Below are 17,727 nucleotides of genomic sequence, written 5' to 3'. Positions count from 1 at the left end.
AGATAATGAAAAAGGTCATGTTAAGCGCTCTGTTACTGTCGCTCCCTTTACTGGGCTACGCACAGGAACGGTTCTCCTCCCCGGAAGCAGCCGCCAGCGCCTTCGCCGCGGCGGTAGTCACTAAAAATGAAACGCAGCTTACCGCCTTATTGGGTGATGACTGGCGGCAATTTCTTCCTCCGGAGGGGGCGGATCCCGAGGCCGTCGCCCGTTTCAATCGGGACTGGCGAGAAGGCCACCGCATCGTACAAAACGCCAATACGGCGCACCTGAATGTCGGACGAGAAGACTGGCAGCTACCGGTGCCAATGCTAAAGGAGGCTGACGGCTGGCGCTTTGATATGGCAGCTGCCCAGGATGAGATCCTCACCCGCACTATTGGACGGAACGAGCTTTCCACTTTGCAGGCTATGCACGCTTACGTAGCTGCGCAACAGGACTATTACCTGCAATACCATCGCTGGGCACACAAAATAATCAGTAGCGAAGGCAAAAAAGATGGCCTGTACTGGCCGGCCAGATCGGGCGAAGTACCCAGTCCATTAGGACCAAACTTTAGCCCTGCGGCACCAGATCAGGGTTATCACGGCTACCATTTCCGTATTATTAAAGATAACGACGGCCACGGCGCGGCGCTTCTGGCCTGGCCGATGCATTACGGCGAAACCGGGGTGATGAGTTTTCTGGTGAATCAGGACGATCGTATTTATCAGGCGGATTTAGGAAAGGACACCGGAAGTAAGGTTCAGACTATTACGCGTTTTGCGCCAGACGCGCAGTGGCAGGTTGCCGAATAGCCCGTAAGCGCCTGGCGTTATCGCCAGGCCTGATCATTAGCCCTGATGCGGCATTAATTCCGGGTGCCCCTGCACCAGCGGCTTGTTGCTGGTCAACGCGGCTTCATCAGCCTGAATACTGCCGGAGTTAGCCGCCCATACCCCTTCACGCGTGTGGGTGATCTGCTGATGCTGCGCATTCAAATCCTCGCCCATTGCCGCAATATGCGTACTTTCCGTACCGCCGCTGTTAGTCGCCCAGGGGATGACGGGATCGCTGGCGAATGCCATGCCAGAAAGTAACGTCGCGGTTAGCGCTGCTGTCGTCAGAAAAAGTTTCATATATCAAACCTCATAATTAGCTCACTATTATTTTATACAGTTACTAATTTCCAGGTGATGACAAAATAAGGAAAGGTATTTCTTATGAAACAATTAGTTGTTTGAGAATAGCCGCAAAACATCCGACTGAAGGCCTGAAGTATCAAAACGCATCACTACCGAAGAGATAAATTCTGTCGTTTCGTTAACGTTGGTCATCATTTGACATATCTGGGTTATCAGACATAAAAAAGCGGCTGCAAAGCCGCTTTTTGCACTGGATGGCGCATTGCCGGAGGGCGACTGACGTCTTATCCAGACTACGCCCGCCCGGTATTGTCACCCTCAGAAAATCATTTCTTCTTCGCTTTCGGGTTAGGCAGATCAGTGATGCTACCTTCAAAGATTTCCGCCGCCAGGCCCACGGACTCATGCAGGGTCGGGTGGGCATGAATGGTCAACGCGATGTCTTCCGCATCACAGCCCATTTCGATCGCCAGACCGATTTCACCCAGCAGCTCGCCGCCGTTGGTACCGACAATCGCACCACCGATAACACGGTGAGATTCTTTGTCGAAAATCAGTTTAGTCATACCGTCTGCGCAGTCGGAAGCAATAGCACGGCCAGAAGCTGCCCACGGGAAGGTGGCGGTTTCATAGCTGATGCCTTTTTCTTTTGCTTCTTTCTCGGTCAAACCTACCCATGCTACTTCGGGTTCAGTGTAGGCGATGGACGGAATCACTTTCGGATCAAAGTAGTGTTTTTGACCAGCGATAACTTCAGCGGCAACGTGACCTTCGTGAACCCCTTTGTGCGCCAGCATCGGCTGACCGACGATATCACCGATAGCGAAGATGTGCGGTACGTTGGTACGTAGCTGTTTGTCTACGCGGATGAAGCCACGGTCATCAACTTCCACGCCCGCTTTACCCGCATCGAGGTTTTTACCGTTCGGCACACGGCCGATAGCCACCAGCACAGCGTCGTAGCGTTTCGCTTCAGACGGTGCTTTTTTGCCTTCCATGGAAACGTAGATACCGTCTTCTTTCGCTTCAACGGCAGTCACTTTCGTTTCCAGCATCAGGTTGAATTTCTTGCTGATGCGTTTGGTGAAGACTTTCACGATGTCTTTATCGGCAGCCGGGATAACCTGGTCGAACATTTCAACCACGTCAATTTCTGACCCCAGCGCATGGTACACGGTCCCCATTTCCAGACCAATAATGCCACCGCCCATGACCAGCAGGCGTTTCGGCACTTCTTTCAGCTCCAGCGCGTCTGTAGAGTCCCAGATACGCGGATCTTCATGCGGAATAAACGGCAGTTGGATCGGACGAGAGCCCGCCGCAATGATCGCATTGTCGAAGTTAATCACGGTCTTGCCGTTTTCGCCTTCAACTTCCAGGGTGTTCGCCCCGGTGAATTTACCCAGACCGTTAACCACTTTCACCTTACGGCCTTTGGCCATACCCGCCAGACCGCCGGTCAGTTGAGTGATCACTTTTTCTTTCCAGGTACGAATTTTGTCGATATCCGTTTTCGGCTCACCGAAGACGATACCGTGTTCAGCCAGCGCTTTGGCTTCTTCAATAACTTTCGCTACGTGCAGCAGAGCTTTAGAAGGGATACAGCCGACGTTCAGACAAACACCGCCGAGGGTGTTGTAACGTTCTACAATTACGGTTTCCAGACCTAAATCAGCGCAACGGAAAGCAGCAGAGTAGCCTGCCGGGCCCGCCCCAAGTACCACGACCTGAGTTTTGATTTCAGTACTCATCATGACCTCTTTATTTGTATCCGGCGGTCCGGGGTACTTGATCGCCCATCATCCACCGGGTCGTTCTATCCGCCCGTATCTTACAAAATTGTTAACAATTTTGAAACAACAAACGGATCACGAATTATCGCTTTCGCTAATAACCTCACAAACTTCATGAGATTATCAGAAAAAAGCCGGCCGTCAGGCCGGCTTTTTGACTTACATCACCAGACGGCGAATGTCAGACAGCATGTTATTAATGATGGTAATGAAACGTGCACCATCAGCACCGTCGATTACACGGTGGTCGAAGGAAAGAGAGATAGGCATCATCAGACGCGGTACAAACTCTTTACCGTTCCACACCGGTTCCATCGCCGACTTGGACACGCCAAGGATAGCGACTTCAGGTGCGTTCACAATCGGCGCAAAGTGGGTGGTGCCCAGGCCGCCGATGCTGGAGATAGTAAAGCAACCGCCCTGCATCTCGCCAGCAGTCAGCTTACCGTCACGCGCTTTTTTGGAGATGGTGGTCAGTTCGCGAGACAGCTCAGTAACACTCTTCTTGTTCACGTCTTTGAATACCGGAACGACCAGACCATTCGGTGTATCCACCGCGACGCCGATGTTGATGTATTTCTTCAGCGTCAGACGCTGACCGTCTTCGGACAGAGAGCTGTTGAAGCGCGGCATCTGTTCCAGTGCAGCGGCAACCGCTTTCATGATGAAGACCACTGGGGTGTATTTCACATCCAGTTTGCGCTTCTCAGCTTCAGCGTTCTGCTGTTTACGGAATGCTTCCAGATCGGTGATATCGGTTTTGTCGAAGTGGGTAACGTGCGGGATCATCACCCAGTTACGGCTCAGGTTAGCACCAGAGATTTTCTGGATACGACCCAGCTCTACTTCTTCGACTTCACCAAACTTGCTGAAGTCGACTTTCGGCCACGGCAACATGCCCGGGATACCACCGCCAGCAGCCGCTGGTGCAGATTCCGCACGCTTAATCGCGTCTTTCACGTAAGCCTGAACGTCTTCACGCAGGATACGACCTTTACGACCGGTGCCTTTCACTTTCGCCAGGTTAACGCCGAACTCGCGCGCCAGGCGGCGGATCAGCGGAGTGGCATGAACGTAAGCGTCATTTTCAGCAAACTCAGATTTACCTTCCGCTTTGGCAACCGGGGCCGCTGCAGGCTGCTCAGCTTTCGCAGCTGGCGCCGGAGCGGCGGCTTCCTGCTTAGCCGGAGCGGCGGCAGGCGCTGCGCCTTCCACTTCAAAGACCATAATCAGCGAGCCAGTTTTTACTTTATCGCCGGTATTGATTTTGATCTCTTTTACGGTGCCTGCGAACGGCGCCGGCACTTCCATTGACGCCTTATCACCTTCCACGGTGATCAGCGACTGTTCAGCTTCCACTTTATCGCCGACTTTCACCATGACTTCGGTGACTTCAACTTCATCGCCGCCGATATCGGGAACGTTGACGTCTTTCGCGCCAGTGGCTGCCGGGGCTGCCGCCGGCGCTGCTTCGGCCTTCGCCGCAGCCGGTGCCGCAGCGCCTGCTTCGCCCGCTACGTCGAAGACCATGATCAGCGAGCCGGTAGACACTTTATCGCCGGTGTTGATTTTGATCTCTTTGACGGTGCCCGCAAACGGCGCCGGGACTTCCATCGACGCTTTATCGCCTTCGACGGTGATCAGCGACTGTTCAGCCTCAACGGTATCGCCCACTTTGACCATAATCTCAGTGACTTCAACTTCGTCGCTGCCGATATCCGGCACGTGAACGTCTTTTGCCGCCGCAGACGCCGGTGCCGCTGCCGGCGCTTCTTTCTTCTCTTCTGCCGGAGCCGGCGCAGCGTCAGCTGCACCGTCGGCGGAATCGAAAATCATAATCAGTTTGCCAGTCTCGGTTTTATCGCCAACAGAGACTTTAATCTCTTTAACGATACCAGCCTGCGGCGACGGGACTTCCATAGAGGCTTTATCGCCTTCTACGGTGATCAGCGACTGTTCAGCTTCAACCTTGTCGCCTACGTTGACCAGGATCTCGGTGATTTCAACTTCATCTGCCCCGATGTCCGGTACCTTGATTTCGATAGCCATTATTTTTTTACCTCTTATGCCAGACGCGGATTAACTTTATCTGCATCGATGTTGAATTTGGTGATCGCGTCCGCCACCACTTTCTTATCGATTTCACCACGTTTAGCCAGTTCGCCCAGGGCCGCTACCACCACGTAGGACGCATCCACTTCGAAGTGGTGACGCAGGTTTTCACGGCTGTCAGAGCGGCCGAAACCGTCAGTACCCAGTACGCGGTAATCATCCGCCGGTACGTAAGTACGAACCTGCTCAGCGAACAGTTTCATATAGTCAGTAGACGCCACCGCAGGGGCATCGTTCATCACCTGAGTGATGTACGGTACGCGCGGGGTTTCCAGCGGATGCAGCATGTTCCAGCGCTCACAATCCTGGCCATCGCGCGCCAGTTCAGTAAAGGAGGTTACGCTGTAAACGTCAGAGCCTACGTCGTAGTCTTTCGCCAGGATCTCTGCGGCTTCACGGACGTGACGCAGAATAGAACCAGATCCCAGCAGCTGAACTTTACCTTTGCTACCTTCCAGAGTGTCGAGTTTGTAGATACCTTTACGGATACCTTCCTCGGCGCCTGCCGGCATGGCTGGCATGTGGTAGTTTTCGTTCAGCGTGGTGATGTAGTAGTAAATGTTCTCTTGTTTCTCACCGTACATACGCTCCAGACCGTCATGCATAATGACGGCCACTTCGTAAGCATACGCCGGATCGTAAGAGATACAGTTCGGGATAGTCAGCGACTGAATGTGGCTGTGGCCATCTTCGTGCTGCAAACCTTCGCCGTTCAGGGTCGTACGACCGGAAGTTCCGCCGATCAGGAAGCCGCGCGCCTGTTGGTCACCCGCAGCCCAGCACAGGTCGCCAATACGCTGGAACCCGAACATGGAGTAGTAGATGTAGAACGGGATCATCGGCAGATTGTTGGTGCTGTACGAGGTTGCCGCAGCCAGCCAGGATGCGCCTGCGCCCAGTTCATTGATACCTTCCTGCAGAATCTGGCCTTTCTCGTCTTCTTTGTAGTAGGCAACCTGCTCACGATCCTGCGGGGTATACTGTTGACCGTTCGGGCTGTAGATACCAATCTGACGGAACAGACCTTCCATACCGAAAGTACGGGCTTCGTCGGCGATAATAGGAACCAGTCGGTCTTTAATCGACTTGTTCTTCAGCATCACGTTCAGGGCACGCACGAAAGCGATAGTGGTGGAGATCTCTTTGCTTTGCTCTTCCAGCAGCGCACCAAAATCTTCGAGGGTCGGTAGTTCCAGCTTCTCAGTGAAGTTCGGCTGACGGCTCGGCAGGTAACCGTGCAGCGCCTGACGGCGTTCGTGCAGATATTTATGCTCTTCAGAACCTTCCGGGAAGGTGATGTACGGCAGCTTTTCGATATCCGCATCTGCAACCGGGACGTTGAAGCGATCGCGGACGTAACGCACACCGTCCATGTTCATTTTCTTCACCTGGTGGGCGATGTTTTTCCCTTCGGCGGAGTCACCCATGCCGTAACCTTTGATGGTATGGGCGAGGATAACGGTCGCTTTACCTTTGGTTTCCTGCGCTTTTTTCAGTGCAGCGTAAACTTTCTTCGGATCGTGACCACCACGGTTCAGCGCCCAAATCTGCTCGTCAGTCCAGTCTGCAACCAGCGCGGCGGTTTCCGGATATTTACCGAAGAAGTGCTCACGTACGTAAGCGCCGTCTTTGGATTTGAAGGTCTGGTAGTCACCATCAACGGTTTCGTTCATCAACTGGATAAGTTTACCGCTGGTGTCTTTACGCAGAAGCTCATCCCAACGGCCACCCCACATCACCTTAATGACATTCCAGCCGGCACCTTCGAAGATACCTTCCAGTTCGTTAACGATTTTGCCGTTACCGGTGACCGGGCCGTCAAGACGCTGCAGGTTACAGTTGATAACGAAGACCAGGTTGTCCAGTTTTTCACGGGTCGCGATGGTAATAGCGCCCTTGGATTCCGGCTCGTCCATCTCGCCGTCGCCCAGGAAAGCGTAAACCGTCTGTTTAGACGTATCTTTCAGGCCACGGTGTTCCAGATATTTCAGGAACTTAGCCTGATAAATAGCGCCGATCGGACCCAGTCCCATCGACACGGTCGGGAACTGCCAGAATTCCGGCATCAGTTTCGGGTGCGGATAGGAAGAGAGGCCATTGCCATGCACTTCCTGACGGAAGTTGTCCATCTGTTCTTGCGTCAGACGGCCTTCCACGAAGGCGCGAGCGTAGATGCCCGGAGAAATGTGGCCCTGGAAGTATACCAGGTCGCCGCCATCCTGTTCGTTGCGCGCGCGGAAGAAATGGTTAAAACAAACCTCATAGATCGTCGCGGAAGACTGGAAGGACGCCATGTGGCCCCCCAAATCAAGGTCTTTTTTGGATGCACGCAGTACGGTCATGATGGCGTTCCAGCGGATAGCTGAACGAATACGGCGCTCCAGTTCCAGATTACCCGGGTACTCCGGTTCATCTTCAACGGCAATCGTGTTGATGTAATTGCTGACCCCGGTACCTGCCGCGACTTTCACGCCGCCTTTACGGGCTTCAGAAAGAAGCTGGTCAATCAGATACTGAGCACGCTCAACACCTTCTTCACGGATGACCGATTCGATCGCCTGTAGCCAGTCGCGAGTTTCGATCGGATCCACGTCATTTTGGAAACGTTCTGACATGGGGGTATTCCTTATCTATCTAATACGTTGAGTTATCTGGAACCTGTCCCATTAAGCTTTCACCGGAAAGCTTAATAAGACAGGTTCTGCGTTTAGTTGCCGCGCACATTTTTGCGCTTTTTTAACAACATCTTCTGGTTAACGTTCTGCCAGAAAAAACTAATTCTTGCGTTGTTCCAGACGGCGTAAGGCGCGTTCACGACGGCTCTCCTCACGGCTTCTGTCCAACATAATCTCTTCGATAAACGCCAGATGACGATGCGAAGCTTCACGCGCATCGATCGGTTTACCGGCCATAATGGCTTCAAATATACGGGTACGATGCGTACTCACCAGCGGTAGCATTTCACGGCGCGCATACAGCAATTCAAAGTTCTGCCGCACGTTTTGCGCCAGCATTGGCTCCATACACCTTAGCAGATGAAGCAACACCACGTTGTGCGCCGCTTCGGTGACGGCAATTTGATACTGAAGTACCGCTTCGGACTCGGCATCCAGATCGCCGGACTCTTGCGCCAGTTCAATGGCATGGTGTAGCTCACGAATACGGTCTTTGTCTTCGTCGGTGCTGCGTAATGCGGCGTAATACGCGGCAATACCTTCCAGCGCGTGGCGCGTCTCAAGCAGGTCAAATTGGGATTCAGGATGATCGGAGAGCAGCTCCACCAGCGGGTCGCTAAAGCTCTGCCACAAGTTGCTCTGCACAAAGGTTCCGCCGCCCTGACGACGCAGCAACAATCCCTTGGCTTCGAGACGTTGAATCGCCTCGCGCAGGGAGGGGCGGGAGACGTCGAACTGTTTTGCCAGTTCGCGTTCCGGTGGGAGTTTTTCTCCGGGGCGTAATGTCCCCTCAAGAATCAAAAACTCCAGCTGTTGCTCGATCACATCGGAGAGTTTTGGTTGGCGGATTTTGCTGTAGGCCATGATGTCCTGTCTTAAGCCATTTGCCCGAAGTCAATTGGTCTTACCAATTTCATGTCTGTGACGCTAAAGTAACAAAGTATTCACCTTCTGTCCATACAGGTTTTGATTGAAATCAGTAAAGGCGGCACATTTTAACAATTTCACAGAAATTATGTTTCAAAATTGTAACTACGCACAAATGTTAAATTTACTACGAAAGCGGTAGTTTTAACGGAATTGAAACGAAAAAATATTAAATTTGAACCGATTCAACATGCATAAATGTGCATGAATATTCATTATTTTGCATAAAATGTAAAAATGGCTAAACTGGGGGAGGAGGGAACGGTAATATTTACTCATCTTTTCTGTTTACACTGTTTATCATCCTCTCAGCGATCTTCACCGTCACCCCTCGACGCGAAAATCATTGCTTAGCGACAACGCGATGATTTTCAGGTGACAAATTCTGTTTAGTATTCATTCTGAATCTTTGAACAACGGTAATCCCTAGGAGCGTCTCCATTCTTTGACGATTTTCAGAATATTTTCGGGTTTATCATCTCCCTGATTTTTAGGGTAGAAAATAAGATCGCTCCCTGACGGATGCTGTGTAATTTCAACAAAATGATCTACTAATGAATCCCAGTATATTTCCAGCGCTTTACCTTTCAAAGGTTTGCCATCTTTCAAAGATGATCTCAACCCGCCTAAAAAATCAAGAAACTCCACCTCAGAATAATCCTCAAGCTTTTCTTTAAACATAATTATCTCCTATAGTGAATTTCATCATGTAGTTTGGGGGTAACAATTCGTAAATTATCAATATTGTATACTCCACCGCCATATTCAATAGAAATAAAATGGTGTATCTGAAATTTCTTAACAATTTCTTTAGGGCCAACATAATGTCCTTTATCGGGTACGAAAGGTGTAAAACCATGACTAATACGTATCTGGTTAAATTCCGAAAACTGCTCCATTAACACCGGGTCCTTACTCACCTCCAGCCACAGCGCCTCTCGAAAATTATCAAAATTTTTGAACTCCCGCCCACATAATTTATCGGCAATATGCGCCGGGATCGGCGCGCCGTTGCCGTTATTGGTCACCGACGTATCCAGCCAGTGAGCGACCGATGAAAACAAAGACTGATAAAATAATGCAACAGAATTTCAATGCACCTTAAAAATTCTTTATAAACGTTAATGTGTTATCTCTTGTCGGGAACATCATCGGGTTAGCCAGATACGATGATGTTCCCAATATTTTTATTATCCACTTTACTTTGAGTCTTTAAACAAAGGCAGTCCCTGGGAGCGCCGCCATTCTCTGACGATTTGCAAAATTTTTTCTGGTTCCTCATCTCCCGGGTTTTCAGGGTAAAAAATGAGATCGCCCTTTGCCGGATGTTCCGTAATATGAATGAAGTGATTTACTATAGAAACAATATAATTTTCTAGCTCATCTCCTTTCAATGATTTTTCTGTACGAGTGTCATTCCTAATCTCTCCGAGAAGCTCCAAAAATTCCATCTCTGTATAATTTTCTATTTTTTCTTTAAAATTAAACATGCTTATCTCCTGAAATGAATATCATCGTGTAGCAAAGGTGTGACAATTCTTAAATTATCAATATCATATACACCTCCGCCATGCTCAATCGCAACCAGATGATGTATTTGATATTTATTAATGATTTCATTTGGACCATAATAGTAGCCTTCTGCAGATGTGAAAGGAGAACGTCCTCGTCTAAGGGCATCAGGTTACTTTTTATAAACTGCTCCATTAACACCGGGTCCTTACTCACCTCCAGCCACAGCGCCTCTCGAAAATCATCAAAGATTTTAAACTCTCGTCCGCGCAATTTATCGGCAATATGCGCCGGGATGGGCGCGCCGTCGCCCTGGTTTGTCACCGACATATCCAGCCATCGGGCTCCCGGCGATAGCTCAGCCCCCTTGCCTGTCACTACGCCCGGCTGCTTTCTCGGATCATCTTTCAGATAGACGTAGATCGGTTTAATACCAGAATCTGCCGGAAAGACCAGAATGTAGTCGTTAAAATCTTCTGGATCAGGCGCCGGGAATGGCGGCGTGGTATACGTATTTGTGCCGTCCGGGATCGGCGTCACCAGAATGGTAGGCTGATCCAGCGGCGGTCGATCATTACCAGTATGGCCGGGAGCATTGCCGTCTTCGGGCTTCTCCGGCGTCCAGGTGATCAGCGGCCCGTCTCCACCGTGAGCCGGGGTAAATTCATAACGCTGCGCGTGATCGTTCCACAGCATGTTCGCCACGCGTACGTTTTCATACGGCGTTCCTTCCCCCGTATGTACACCATAAACTTGCGGTCTGCCGTGAATATCATCCCGCCAGAAAAAACGCACCCGGGTAGTGGCAGTACTCCCTGTCAGCGCTTTCTGACGTAGTACCTCCTCGTACCAGAACTCATCACGACCGGGGACTCGGGCGCTACCCTCTCCTGCAAGCGGAATGTAAAGCGCAGAGGCTAACGCCCCGATGTATGGCACACCTCTTGCCGCGCCGAGTACGCCGCTAAGCGACCATTCACCATACACCTGGGTGGCAAGCGTTCCGCTTAACGCCAGCGGCGCGGCCGCTTCAGTCGCGTGCGCGATATTTTTATCTGCATGGTGATGACGATATCCGCAACAATCATCCACCAGGGGTTGCGCAAAGATTGCTATCTGCCCAAAGTTCTCAGCAGATTCTTCTGTCGTTCCGGCATCCGTGCATCCTTTCTCTTTCAGGCAGGATTTGGCATACACTGGCGTGATCCGTGGCGGTGAGGGTGGTTGTGACGTAACAGGCTTAACGTCAGGTTCAGACTTGTGGGCGGGAATAACCTTATGAGGAATAAACATGCCGTTATCGTCAGCAGGAAACGCCAGATAACTAAACTCAGTATTCGCAATGAGATGTTTACAGAGAATATATTCATATGCGACGGTAATACATTCGGTGTGAAAATTATTATTTGCGACGGTTGTATGAATATTTGTTAACGATGCATTCCTCAGTTGAATATAAAAATAGCGTTCCCATCTGCCCGTTCTGTTTATCCGATAAAAATCTATTTCAATGTATAACCGCTCATTCTGATTTATCGCGTTACAGAGCAGAGGAGAGCTTTTATCGATAAGCTTAAAAACTTAAGCCATTGTAAGTTAACAGAATTACCAGTGCTGGCTAGCGTATTCAGTAAGGAGAATGCCAGAATTTGATCTTCATGGCCAATTTGCCAACGATTTCCAATGGACGCATACGATCCACAACCAGAGGATATATCTCCTTGTTTCTCACCTGTTATTCTCAGGTAAACCAGATCGCTCACTTTATAAAAATCCATTTTACGACATCCGAATATAAATTAAACGCCTCCCCCGCTGACGATGTCAATAAAATAACACCGTTCTGAATATTCTATTTATTGGTCTGCTCACTGCTAAGATTTCTCCGCACATCACATGCTATGCAAAATAAAGTGAGTAATGCTAAAAGGGTTTACAAGTGCTTTCTTTTTACGCAACTCGTCATCACCCCTGCACAAAGCAGGTGCATTCGCAGTCACATACCATTATTCTTACCAAGACAAAAGAGTGATAGTGATATTTAATAAAACTTCACTGTAAATAAATCAATACAAAAGGCGGAATTGCAAACTTACACACGCACTACTGCATCGTTCAAAAGAAGCGCGGCATGAATAAACAGCGCACCATACACGAGGTTTTATGATGGACAGTCAGCAGCACGGCGAGCAGCTCAAGCGCGGCCTGAAAAACCGCCATATTCAGCTTATCGCGTTGGGCGGCGCGATAGGAACAGGCCTGTTCCTGGGAAGCGCCTCCGTTATCCAGTCGGCGGGGCCGGGGATTATTCTGGGCTATGCGATTGCAGGCTTTATTGCTTTTCTGATTATGCGTCAGCTGGGGGAAATGGTAGTTGAAGAACCGGTCGCCGGCTCTTTTAGCCATTTCGCCTATAAATATTGGGGCGGTTTTGCCGGATTCGCTTCCGGCTGGAACTACTGGGTGCTGTACGTGCTCGTCGCGATGGCGGAACTGACCGCCGTCGGTAAATATATTCAGTTCTGGTGGCCGGAAATCCCCACCTGGGCCTCGGCGGCGCTTTTCTTCGTCGTCATTAACGCCATTAACCTGACCAACGTCAAAGTGTTCGGCGAGATGGAATTTTGGTTCGCCATTATCAAAGTGATCGCCGTCATCGCCATGATTCTTTTCGGCGCATGGTTACTCTTCAGCGATACCGCTGGTCCGCAGGCGACCGTACGCAACTTGTGGGAACAGGGCGGCTTTCTGCCGCATGGCTGGACCGGCCTGGTGATGATGATGGCCATTATTATGTTTTCGTTCGGTGGCCTGGAACTGGTGGGGATCACCGCCGCTGAAGCCGATAACCCGGAACAGAGCATTCCCAAAGCCACCAATCAGGTTATCTATCGCATCCTGATTTTTTATATCGGCTCGCTGGCGGTTCTGCTTTCGCTACTGCCATGGACCCGTGTAACAGCGGACACCAGCCCATTTGTCCTTATCTTCCATGAACTGGGCGATACATTTGTTGCCAATGCGCTGAATATCGTGGTGCTCACCGCCGCGCTATCGGTTTATAACAGCTGCGTCTACTGCAACAGCCGTATGCTGTTCGGCCTGGCCCAGCAGGGAAATGCGCCGAAAGCGTTGCTGTCCGTCGATAAACGCGGCGTGCCGGTCAACACCATACTGGTGTCGGCGATCGTCACCGCGTTGTGCGTCCTGATCAACTACCTGGCACCGGAATCCGCGTTCGGACTGTTAATGGCGCTGGTGGTCTCCGCGCTGGTCATTAACTGGGCAATGATTAGCCTTGCCCATATGAAGTTTCGTCGCGCGAAACAGCAACAGGGCGTTAAAACCCGCTTCCCGGCCCTGTTTTATCCGCTCGGCAACATTCTCTGTCTGCTGTTTATGGCGGCGGTATTGATCATTATGCTGATGACGCCGGGTATGGCGATCTCGGTGTGGCTGATTCCGGTATGGCTGCTTGTCCTGGGCGTCGGCTACCTGTGTAAAGAAAAAACGGCAAAAACGGTGAAAGCCCACTGATCGTGGCGTTACTTTTCCGCCCTCCCCGTCCGGGGAGGGTGTTATCTGCCTCACAGTTTCCCACGTATAACCATTTTATCCATATCAGCGGCGTGATCCTGCTACGCAAAAAAAAGCTCGCAGGCGAATAATTACCGCCATCATCTGATGGGGAGAAGTCTCAATGGATAAGGGCAGACTTTCGGTAAGAGAGAAAATCGGGTATGGCATGGGCGACGCCGGATGTAACATTATTTTTGGCGCTATCATGCTGTTTGTTAATTATTTTTATACGGATATTTTTGGTCTTGCCCCGGCGTTAGTCGGTGTTTTACTCCTTTCAGTACGCGTTATCGATGCCGTTACCGATCCGGTGATGGGCGCGCTTGCCGATCGTACTCAAAGTAAATATGGTCGTTTCCGCCCCTGGCTACTGTGGATTGCATTTCCCTACGCGCTGTTCAGCGTTCTGATGTTTACGACGCCGGACTGGGGCTATAACAGCAAAGTTGTCTATGCTTTCGTCACCTATTTTCTGCTTTCCCTCACCTATACCGCCATCAATATTCCCTATTGCTCCCTGGGCGGCGTGATCACTAACGATCCGAAAGAGCGCGTAGCCTGTCAGTCTTATCGTTTTGTGTTAGTCGGCATTGCGACGCTGCTGTTATCGTTAACGCTATTGCCGATGGTGGACTGGTTTGGCGGCGGCAACAAAGCCAAAGGTTATCAGTTGGCGATGACCGTGCTGGCAATTATCGGCATGGGTATGTTTCTGTTCTGCTTTGCCAGCGTCCGCGAACGCGTTCGCCCTGCCGTTCCGACGCACGATGATATGAAGAATGATTTCAAAGACGTGTGGAAAAACGATCAATGGGTACGCATTCTGCTATTGACCTTATGTAACGTCTGCCCGGGGTTTATCCGTATGGCGGCGACCATGTATTACGTCACCTGGGTGATGGGACAAAGCACCCATTTCGCTACGCTTTTTATTAGCCTTGGCGTGGTCGGTATGATGATCGGCAGTATGCTGGCAAAAGTCTTAACCGATCGCTGGTGTAAATTGAAGGTATTTTTCTGGACCAATATCGCGCTGGCGATTTTCTCCTGCGCGTTCTATTTCTTTGATCCGAAAGCTACCGTGATGATAGTGGCGCTCTACTTCCTGCTCAATATTCTGCATCAGATCCCTTCCCCGTTGCACTGGTCGCTGATGGCGGACGTCGATGATTACGGCGAATGGAAAACCGGCAAACGCATTACCGGTATTAGCTTCTCCGGTAATCTGTTCTTCCTGAAACTGGGCCTGGCGATTGCCGGGGCGATGGTCGGCTTTTTGCTTTCCTGGTACGGGTATGACGCCAGCGCTAAAGCGCAAAGCGCCTCAGCGATGAACGGTATTATGCTGCTTTTTACCGTTATCCCCGGCGTTGGCTATCTGATTACCGCCGGCGTAGTTCGTTTGCTGAAAGTTGACCGTGAACTGATGAAAAAAATCCAGGACGACCTGGAAAAACGCCGCACTAATTACCGTGAATTGAATGAGTTGCAGGAACTCAACGCTGCTGAACGTGTAAGGAATGTCTAATGGCAAACTGGCCAAACCCATTTATTGAACAACGTGCCGATCCGTTTATTTTACGCGACGGCAGCAATTACTACTTTATTGCCTCCGTGCCGGAATATAACAGGCTGGAAATCCGCCGGGCTGATTCGCTGGAAGGGTTGCGCGCCGCCAGCCCCGTCGTGGTATGGCGTAAGCCGGAAACCGGCCCAATGAGCGAACTGATCTGGGCGCCGGAAATTCACCGCATCAACGGTAAGTGGTACATATACTTTGCCGCAGCGCATACCCAGGCGCTGGATAACCTGAATATGTTCCAGCACCGCATGTTTGCCCTTGAGTGCGTCGATGCCGATCCGCTCACCGGCATCTGGCATGAAAAAGGCCAAATTAAAACGCCGTTTGATACGTTCGCTCTGGATGCCACCACCTTTTATCATCAGGGAAAACAGTGGTATCTGTGGGCGCAAAAAGCGCCGGATATTGCCGGTAACTCAAATATTTATCTGGCTGAACTGGAAAATCCGTGGACGCTTAAAGGCGAGCCGGTAAGACTCAGTAAGCCAGAGTACGACTGGGAGTGTCGGGGTTTTTGGGTTAACGAAGGTCCGGCCGTCGTGGTACATGGCGACAAGCTGTTTATCAGCTATTCGGCCAGCGCCACCGATGAAAACTACTGTATGGGGTTACTGTGGATTAACGTAAACGACGATCCGCGCGATCCGGCCAACTGGCATAAATCACCGCGCCCGGTCTTTACCACCAGCTATGAGAATCGCCAGTATGGGCCGGGACACAACAGCTTTACGCAAACGCCGGAAGGTGAAGATGTACTGGTGTACCACGCGAGAAATTACACCGAAATTGAAGGCGATCCGTTGTACGATCCCAACCGCCATACGCGTCTGAAACGGGTGCGCTGGGACGAAAACGGGATGCCTGATTTTGGCGTGCCGCCAGCCGATACGATCTAAGCCGTTGCACTGCCCGGTGGCGCTAACGCTTACCGGGCCTACAGATTTTTCCATTGTAGGCAGCATAAGCGTTAGCGCCATCGGCACAACGCTACACTAATGCCCCATAAATGGTGAGCAACGCAATAATCACCACCACCACAAACGAGGCCTTCTTCGCCATCGATACCGCTGCTTTTGGCGTTTCGACTTTGTCAGTATGCGGCTCGCGCGCCAGTGAAAATTGCGCCAGACGCGTAAGCACATGATATTGCGAAGTATGCAGGTCCGCCAGCGAAGCGAACCAGGCCGGCAATGCTTTCTCGCCATGTCCCAGTAATGCATACACTACGCCAGCCAGACGCGCCGGAATCCAGTCCAGCACATGGAGAATGGCGTCAATGCCGGATTGCAAACGTTGGTGCGGCGTCTGATAGCGTGCCAGCCATGTCTGCCAGGCCCGTAAAAATGCATAGCCCACCAGCGTCACCGGCCCCCACGGACCGCCGACGATAAACCAGAATAACGGAGCGAGGTAATAACGGAAATTTATCCATAACAGCGCGTTTTGCAACTCGCGCAAAAACTCTCTCTCATTGCACTCCGGCGGCACGCCGTGAATCAGCGTAAGCTCGCTGGCCATCGCCTCGCAAGGATGCGGATCGTTACGCGACGCCGCTTTCAGCCACGCGTGATAATGCACCCGCGCTTTACCCGCGCCGATACACAGCACGCCCAGTAAAATCCACACCACCAGAGTCGGCACATTAAATAGCAGCCCTTTTAACGCCTGGAGCAGCAGAAAGGTCACCGCCATCGCCGCCGCCGTCATCCCCATCGTGCGCCACATTGAAAAACGCCTTATCCGCCGGAAAAGCGCTTCCAGCCGATGGTCAAATTGCCAGTGTTCTCCCAGTTTAAACAGGCGCTCGACAATCAGCACCAGTAATGTCGTAAACAGCGTCATGTCATCTCCTTGTGCGACGAGGGGGCGACCAAAGCGCGAAGCCTCGCCCAGTCAAAGGCGGGGCCAGGATCCGTTTTGCGGTCAGGCGCAATGTTACAGTGCCCGGTCATATTGTCGGCAATGGCCGGATAGTACGCGATAAGCGTACGCGTCACGGCGGCTAATTGCTGATACTGCGCGTCGGTATAGGCCAGCGTATCCGTGCCCTCCAGCTCGATACCAATGGAAAAATCATTACAGCGTTCCCGCCCCTGATAGTTTGACACACCCGCATGCCACGCCCGTTTATCGAAAGGCACATACTGGACGATTTCACCGTCCCGGCGAATCAGACAATGGGCCGAAACGCGAAGATGTGCGATTTCTGCGAAAAAAGGGTGGGCGTCAGGATCTATTTTTCCGGTGAATAGCGCATCGATCCACGGACCGCCAAACTCGCCGGGAGGCAGGCTGATATTATGCACCACCAGCAATGAAGGAATTTCGTCATCCGGGCGGCAATCATAATGCGGAGAAGGGACGCGCCGCGCCTCTACCAACCAACCCTTATCTAGCAACATACGGAGCCTCCTTTTGAGTGG

14 protein-coding genes and 1 pseudogene are annotated in these 17,727 nt (G+C 51.3%); 4 read left to right on the top strand and 11 right to left on the bottom strand.

Translation table 11 applies throughout. From position 1 onward, the window contains the following. Positions 1–5 precede the first annotated feature (5 nt). Entirely contained in the window at positions 6–797 is a 792-nt protein-coding gene (locus SBG_RS00755; protein ID WP_000757459.1) for a DUF2950 family protein, read from the top strand. A 36-nt stretch (positions 798–833) separates the two neighbouring features. On the opposite strand, the gene SBG_RS00750 is transcribed toward SBG_RS00755, so the two are convergent. The 9 genes and pseudogenes from SBG_RS00750 to tssD all read right to left on the bottom strand — a co-directional run bounded on the left by SBG_RS00750 (position 834) and on the right by tssD (position 11,906). Beyond that, entirely contained in the window at positions 834–1,118 is a 285-nt protein-coding gene (locus SBG_RS00750; protein WP_000765367.1) for a hypothetical protein, read from the bottom strand. 332 nt (positions 1,119–1,450) lie between these two features. Continuing rightward, positions 1,451–2,875 carry a dihydrolipoyl dehydrogenase gene (lpdA, locus tag SBG_RS00745; RefSeq protein ID WP_020842665.1) on the bottom strand — a complete coding sequence of 475 codons (1,425 nt, stop codon included), beginning with the start codon at positions 2,873–2,875 and terminating at the stop codon, positions 1,451–1,453. Positions 2,876–3,076: 201 nt separating this feature from the next. Then, positions 3,077–4,966, bottom strand: coding sequence for a pyruvate dehydrogenase complex dihydrolipoyllysine-residue acetyltransferase (gene aceF, locus SBG_RS00740; protein ID WP_000963576.1), 1,890 nt, complete (start codon positions 4,964–4,966; stop codon positions 3,077–3,079). Positions 4,967–4,980: 14 nt separating this feature from the next. After that, on the bottom strand, positions 4,981–7,644 hold the full coding sequence (gene aceE, locus SBG_RS00735; protein WP_000003856.1) for a pyruvate dehydrogenase (acetyl-transferring), homodimeric type: 2,664 nt from the start codon (positions 7,642–7,644) through the stop codon (positions 4,981–4,983). A gap of 159 nt (positions 7,645–7,803) precedes the next feature. Then, positions 7,804–8,568 carry a pyruvate dehydrogenase complex transcriptional repressor PdhR gene (pdhR, locus tag SBG_RS00730; protein ID WP_000331768.1) on the bottom strand — a complete coding sequence of 255 codons (765 nt, stop codon included), beginning with the start codon at positions 8,566–8,568 and terminating at the stop codon, positions 7,804–7,806. A gap of 489 nt (positions 8,569–9,057) precedes the next feature. After that, entirely contained in the window at positions 9,058–9,312 is a 255-nt protein-coding gene (locus tag SBG_RS00725; protein ID WP_000471922.1) for a bacteriocin immunity protein, read from the bottom strand. Positions 9,313–9,314: 2 nt separating this feature from the next. Further along, complete coding sequence (locus SBG_RS00720; RefSeq protein WP_231845619.1) at positions 9,315–9,659, bottom strand: HNH endonuclease signature motif containing protein; 345 nt, start codon at positions 9,657–9,659, stop codon at positions 9,315–9,317. Positions 9,660–9,830: 171 nt separating this feature from the next. Next, positions 9,831–10,121, bottom strand: a complete 291-nt coding sequence (locus SBG_RS00715; RefSeq protein WP_000481663.1) for a bacteriocin immunity protein — start codon at positions 10,119–10,121, stop codon at positions 9,831–9,833. Between the two features lie 2 nt (positions 10,122–10,123). Further along, positions 10,124–11,906: pseudogene (gene tssD, locus SBG_RS00710) on the bottom strand (type VI secretion system tube protein TssD). Positions 11,907–12,306: 400 nt separating this feature from the next. Between tssD and aroP the strand changes: the two are divergent. The 3 genes from aroP to SBG_RS00695 all read left to right on the top strand — a co-directional run bounded on the left by aroP (position 12,307) and on the right by SBG_RS00695 (position 16,200). Then, positions 12,307–13,680, top strand: a complete 1,374-nt coding sequence (aroP, locus tag SBG_RS00705) for an aromatic amino acid transporter AroP (RefSeq protein WP_085928779.1) — start codon at positions 12,307–12,309, stop codon at positions 13,678–13,680. Positions 13,681–13,843: 163 nt separating this feature from the next. Beyond that, on the top strand, positions 13,844–15,250 hold the full coding sequence (locus tag SBG_RS00700; RefSeq protein ID WP_000357532.1) for a glycoside-pentoside-hexuronide (GPH):cation symporter: 1,407 nt from the start codon (positions 13,844–13,846) through the stop codon (positions 15,248–15,250). Next, positions 15,250–16,200, top strand: a complete 951-nt coding sequence (locus SBG_RS00695; RefSeq protein WP_000024789.1) for a glycoside hydrolase family 43 protein — start codon at positions 15,250–15,252, stop codon at positions 16,198–16,200. The genes SBG_RS00700 and SBG_RS00695 overlap by 1 nt, the downstream gene beginning before the upstream one ends. 91 nt (positions 16,201–16,291) lie before the next feature. Here the strand turns inward: SBG_RS00695 and ampE are convergent, their stop codons facing one another. Further along, positions 16,292–17,146, bottom strand: a complete 855-nt coding sequence (gene ampE / locus SBG_RS00690; RefSeq protein ID WP_000172031.1) for a beta-lactamase regulator AmpE — start codon at positions 17,144–17,146, stop codon at positions 16,292–16,294. Next, entirely contained in the window at positions 17,143–17,706 is a 564-nt protein-coding gene (gene ampD / locus SBG_RS00685; protein WP_000923238.1) for a 1,6-anhydro-N-acetylmuramyl-L-alanine amidase AmpD, read from the bottom strand. Before ampD ends, ampE begins: the two co-directional genes overlap by 4 nt. Positions 17,707–17,727 lie beyond the last annotated feature (21 nt).

This window comes from Salmonella bongori NCTC 12419 (genome assembly GCF_000252995.1).
Classification (GTDB): Bacteria; Pseudomonadota; Gammaproteobacteria; order Enterobacterales; family Enterobacteriaceae; genus Salmonella; species Salmonella bongori.
The sequence above is the reverse complement of the archived record's forward strand: the minus strand, read 5'-3'. Positions and strand labels throughout refer to the sequence as shown.

Bases quoted from the DNA above. Each gene is read 5' to 3' on its own strand.
- ampD (WP_000923238.1), bottom strand. From the start codon at position 17,706: ATGTTGCTAGATAAGGGTTGGTTGGTAGAGGCGCGGCGCGTCCCTTCT.
- SBG_RS00695 (WP_000024789.1), top strand. From the start codon at position 15,250: ATGGCAAACTGGCCAAACCCATTTATTGAACAACGTGCCGATCCGTTT.
- aceF (WP_000963576.1), bottom strand. From the start codon at position 4,966: ATGGCTATCGAAATCAAGGTACCGGACATCGGGGCAGATGAAGTTGAA.
- SBG_RS00750 (WP_000765367.1), bottom strand. From the start codon at position 1,118: ATGAAACTTTTTCTGACGACAGCAGCGCTAACCGCGACGTTACTTTCT.
- SBG_RS00725 (WP_000471922.1), bottom strand. From the start codon at position 9,312: ATGTTTAAAGAAAAGCTTGAGGATTATTCTGAGGTGGAGTTTCTTGAT.
- SBG_RS00755 (WP_000757459.1), top strand. From the start codon at position 6: ATGAAAAAGGTCATGTTAAGCGCTCTGTTACTGTCGCTCCCTTTACTG.
- aroP (WP_085928779.1), top strand. From the start codon at position 12,307: ATGATGGACAGTCAGCAGCACGGCGAGCAGCTCAAGCGCGGCCTGAAA.
- SBG_RS00715 (WP_000481663.1), bottom strand. From the start codon at position 10,121: ATGTTTAATTTTAAAGAAAAAATAGAAAATTATACAGAGATGGAATTT.
- lpdA (WP_020842665.1), bottom strand. From the start codon at position 2,875: ATGAGTACTGAAATCAAAACTCAGGTCGTGGTACTTGGGGCGGGCCCG.
- aceE (WP_000003856.1), bottom strand. From the start codon at position 7,644: ATGTCAGAACGTTTCCAAAATGACGTGGATCCGATCGAAACTCGCGAC.
- SBG_RS00700 (WP_000357532.1), top strand. From the start codon at position 13,844: ATGGATAAGGGCAGACTTTCGGTAAGAGAGAAAATCGGGTATGGCATG.
- pdhR (WP_000331768.1), bottom strand. From the start codon at position 8,568: ATGGCCTACAGCAAAATCCGCCAACCAAAACTCTCCGATGTGATCGAG.
- ampE (WP_000172031.1), bottom strand. From the start codon at position 17,146: ATGACGCTGTTTACGACATTACTGGTGCTGATTGTCGAGCGCCTGTTT.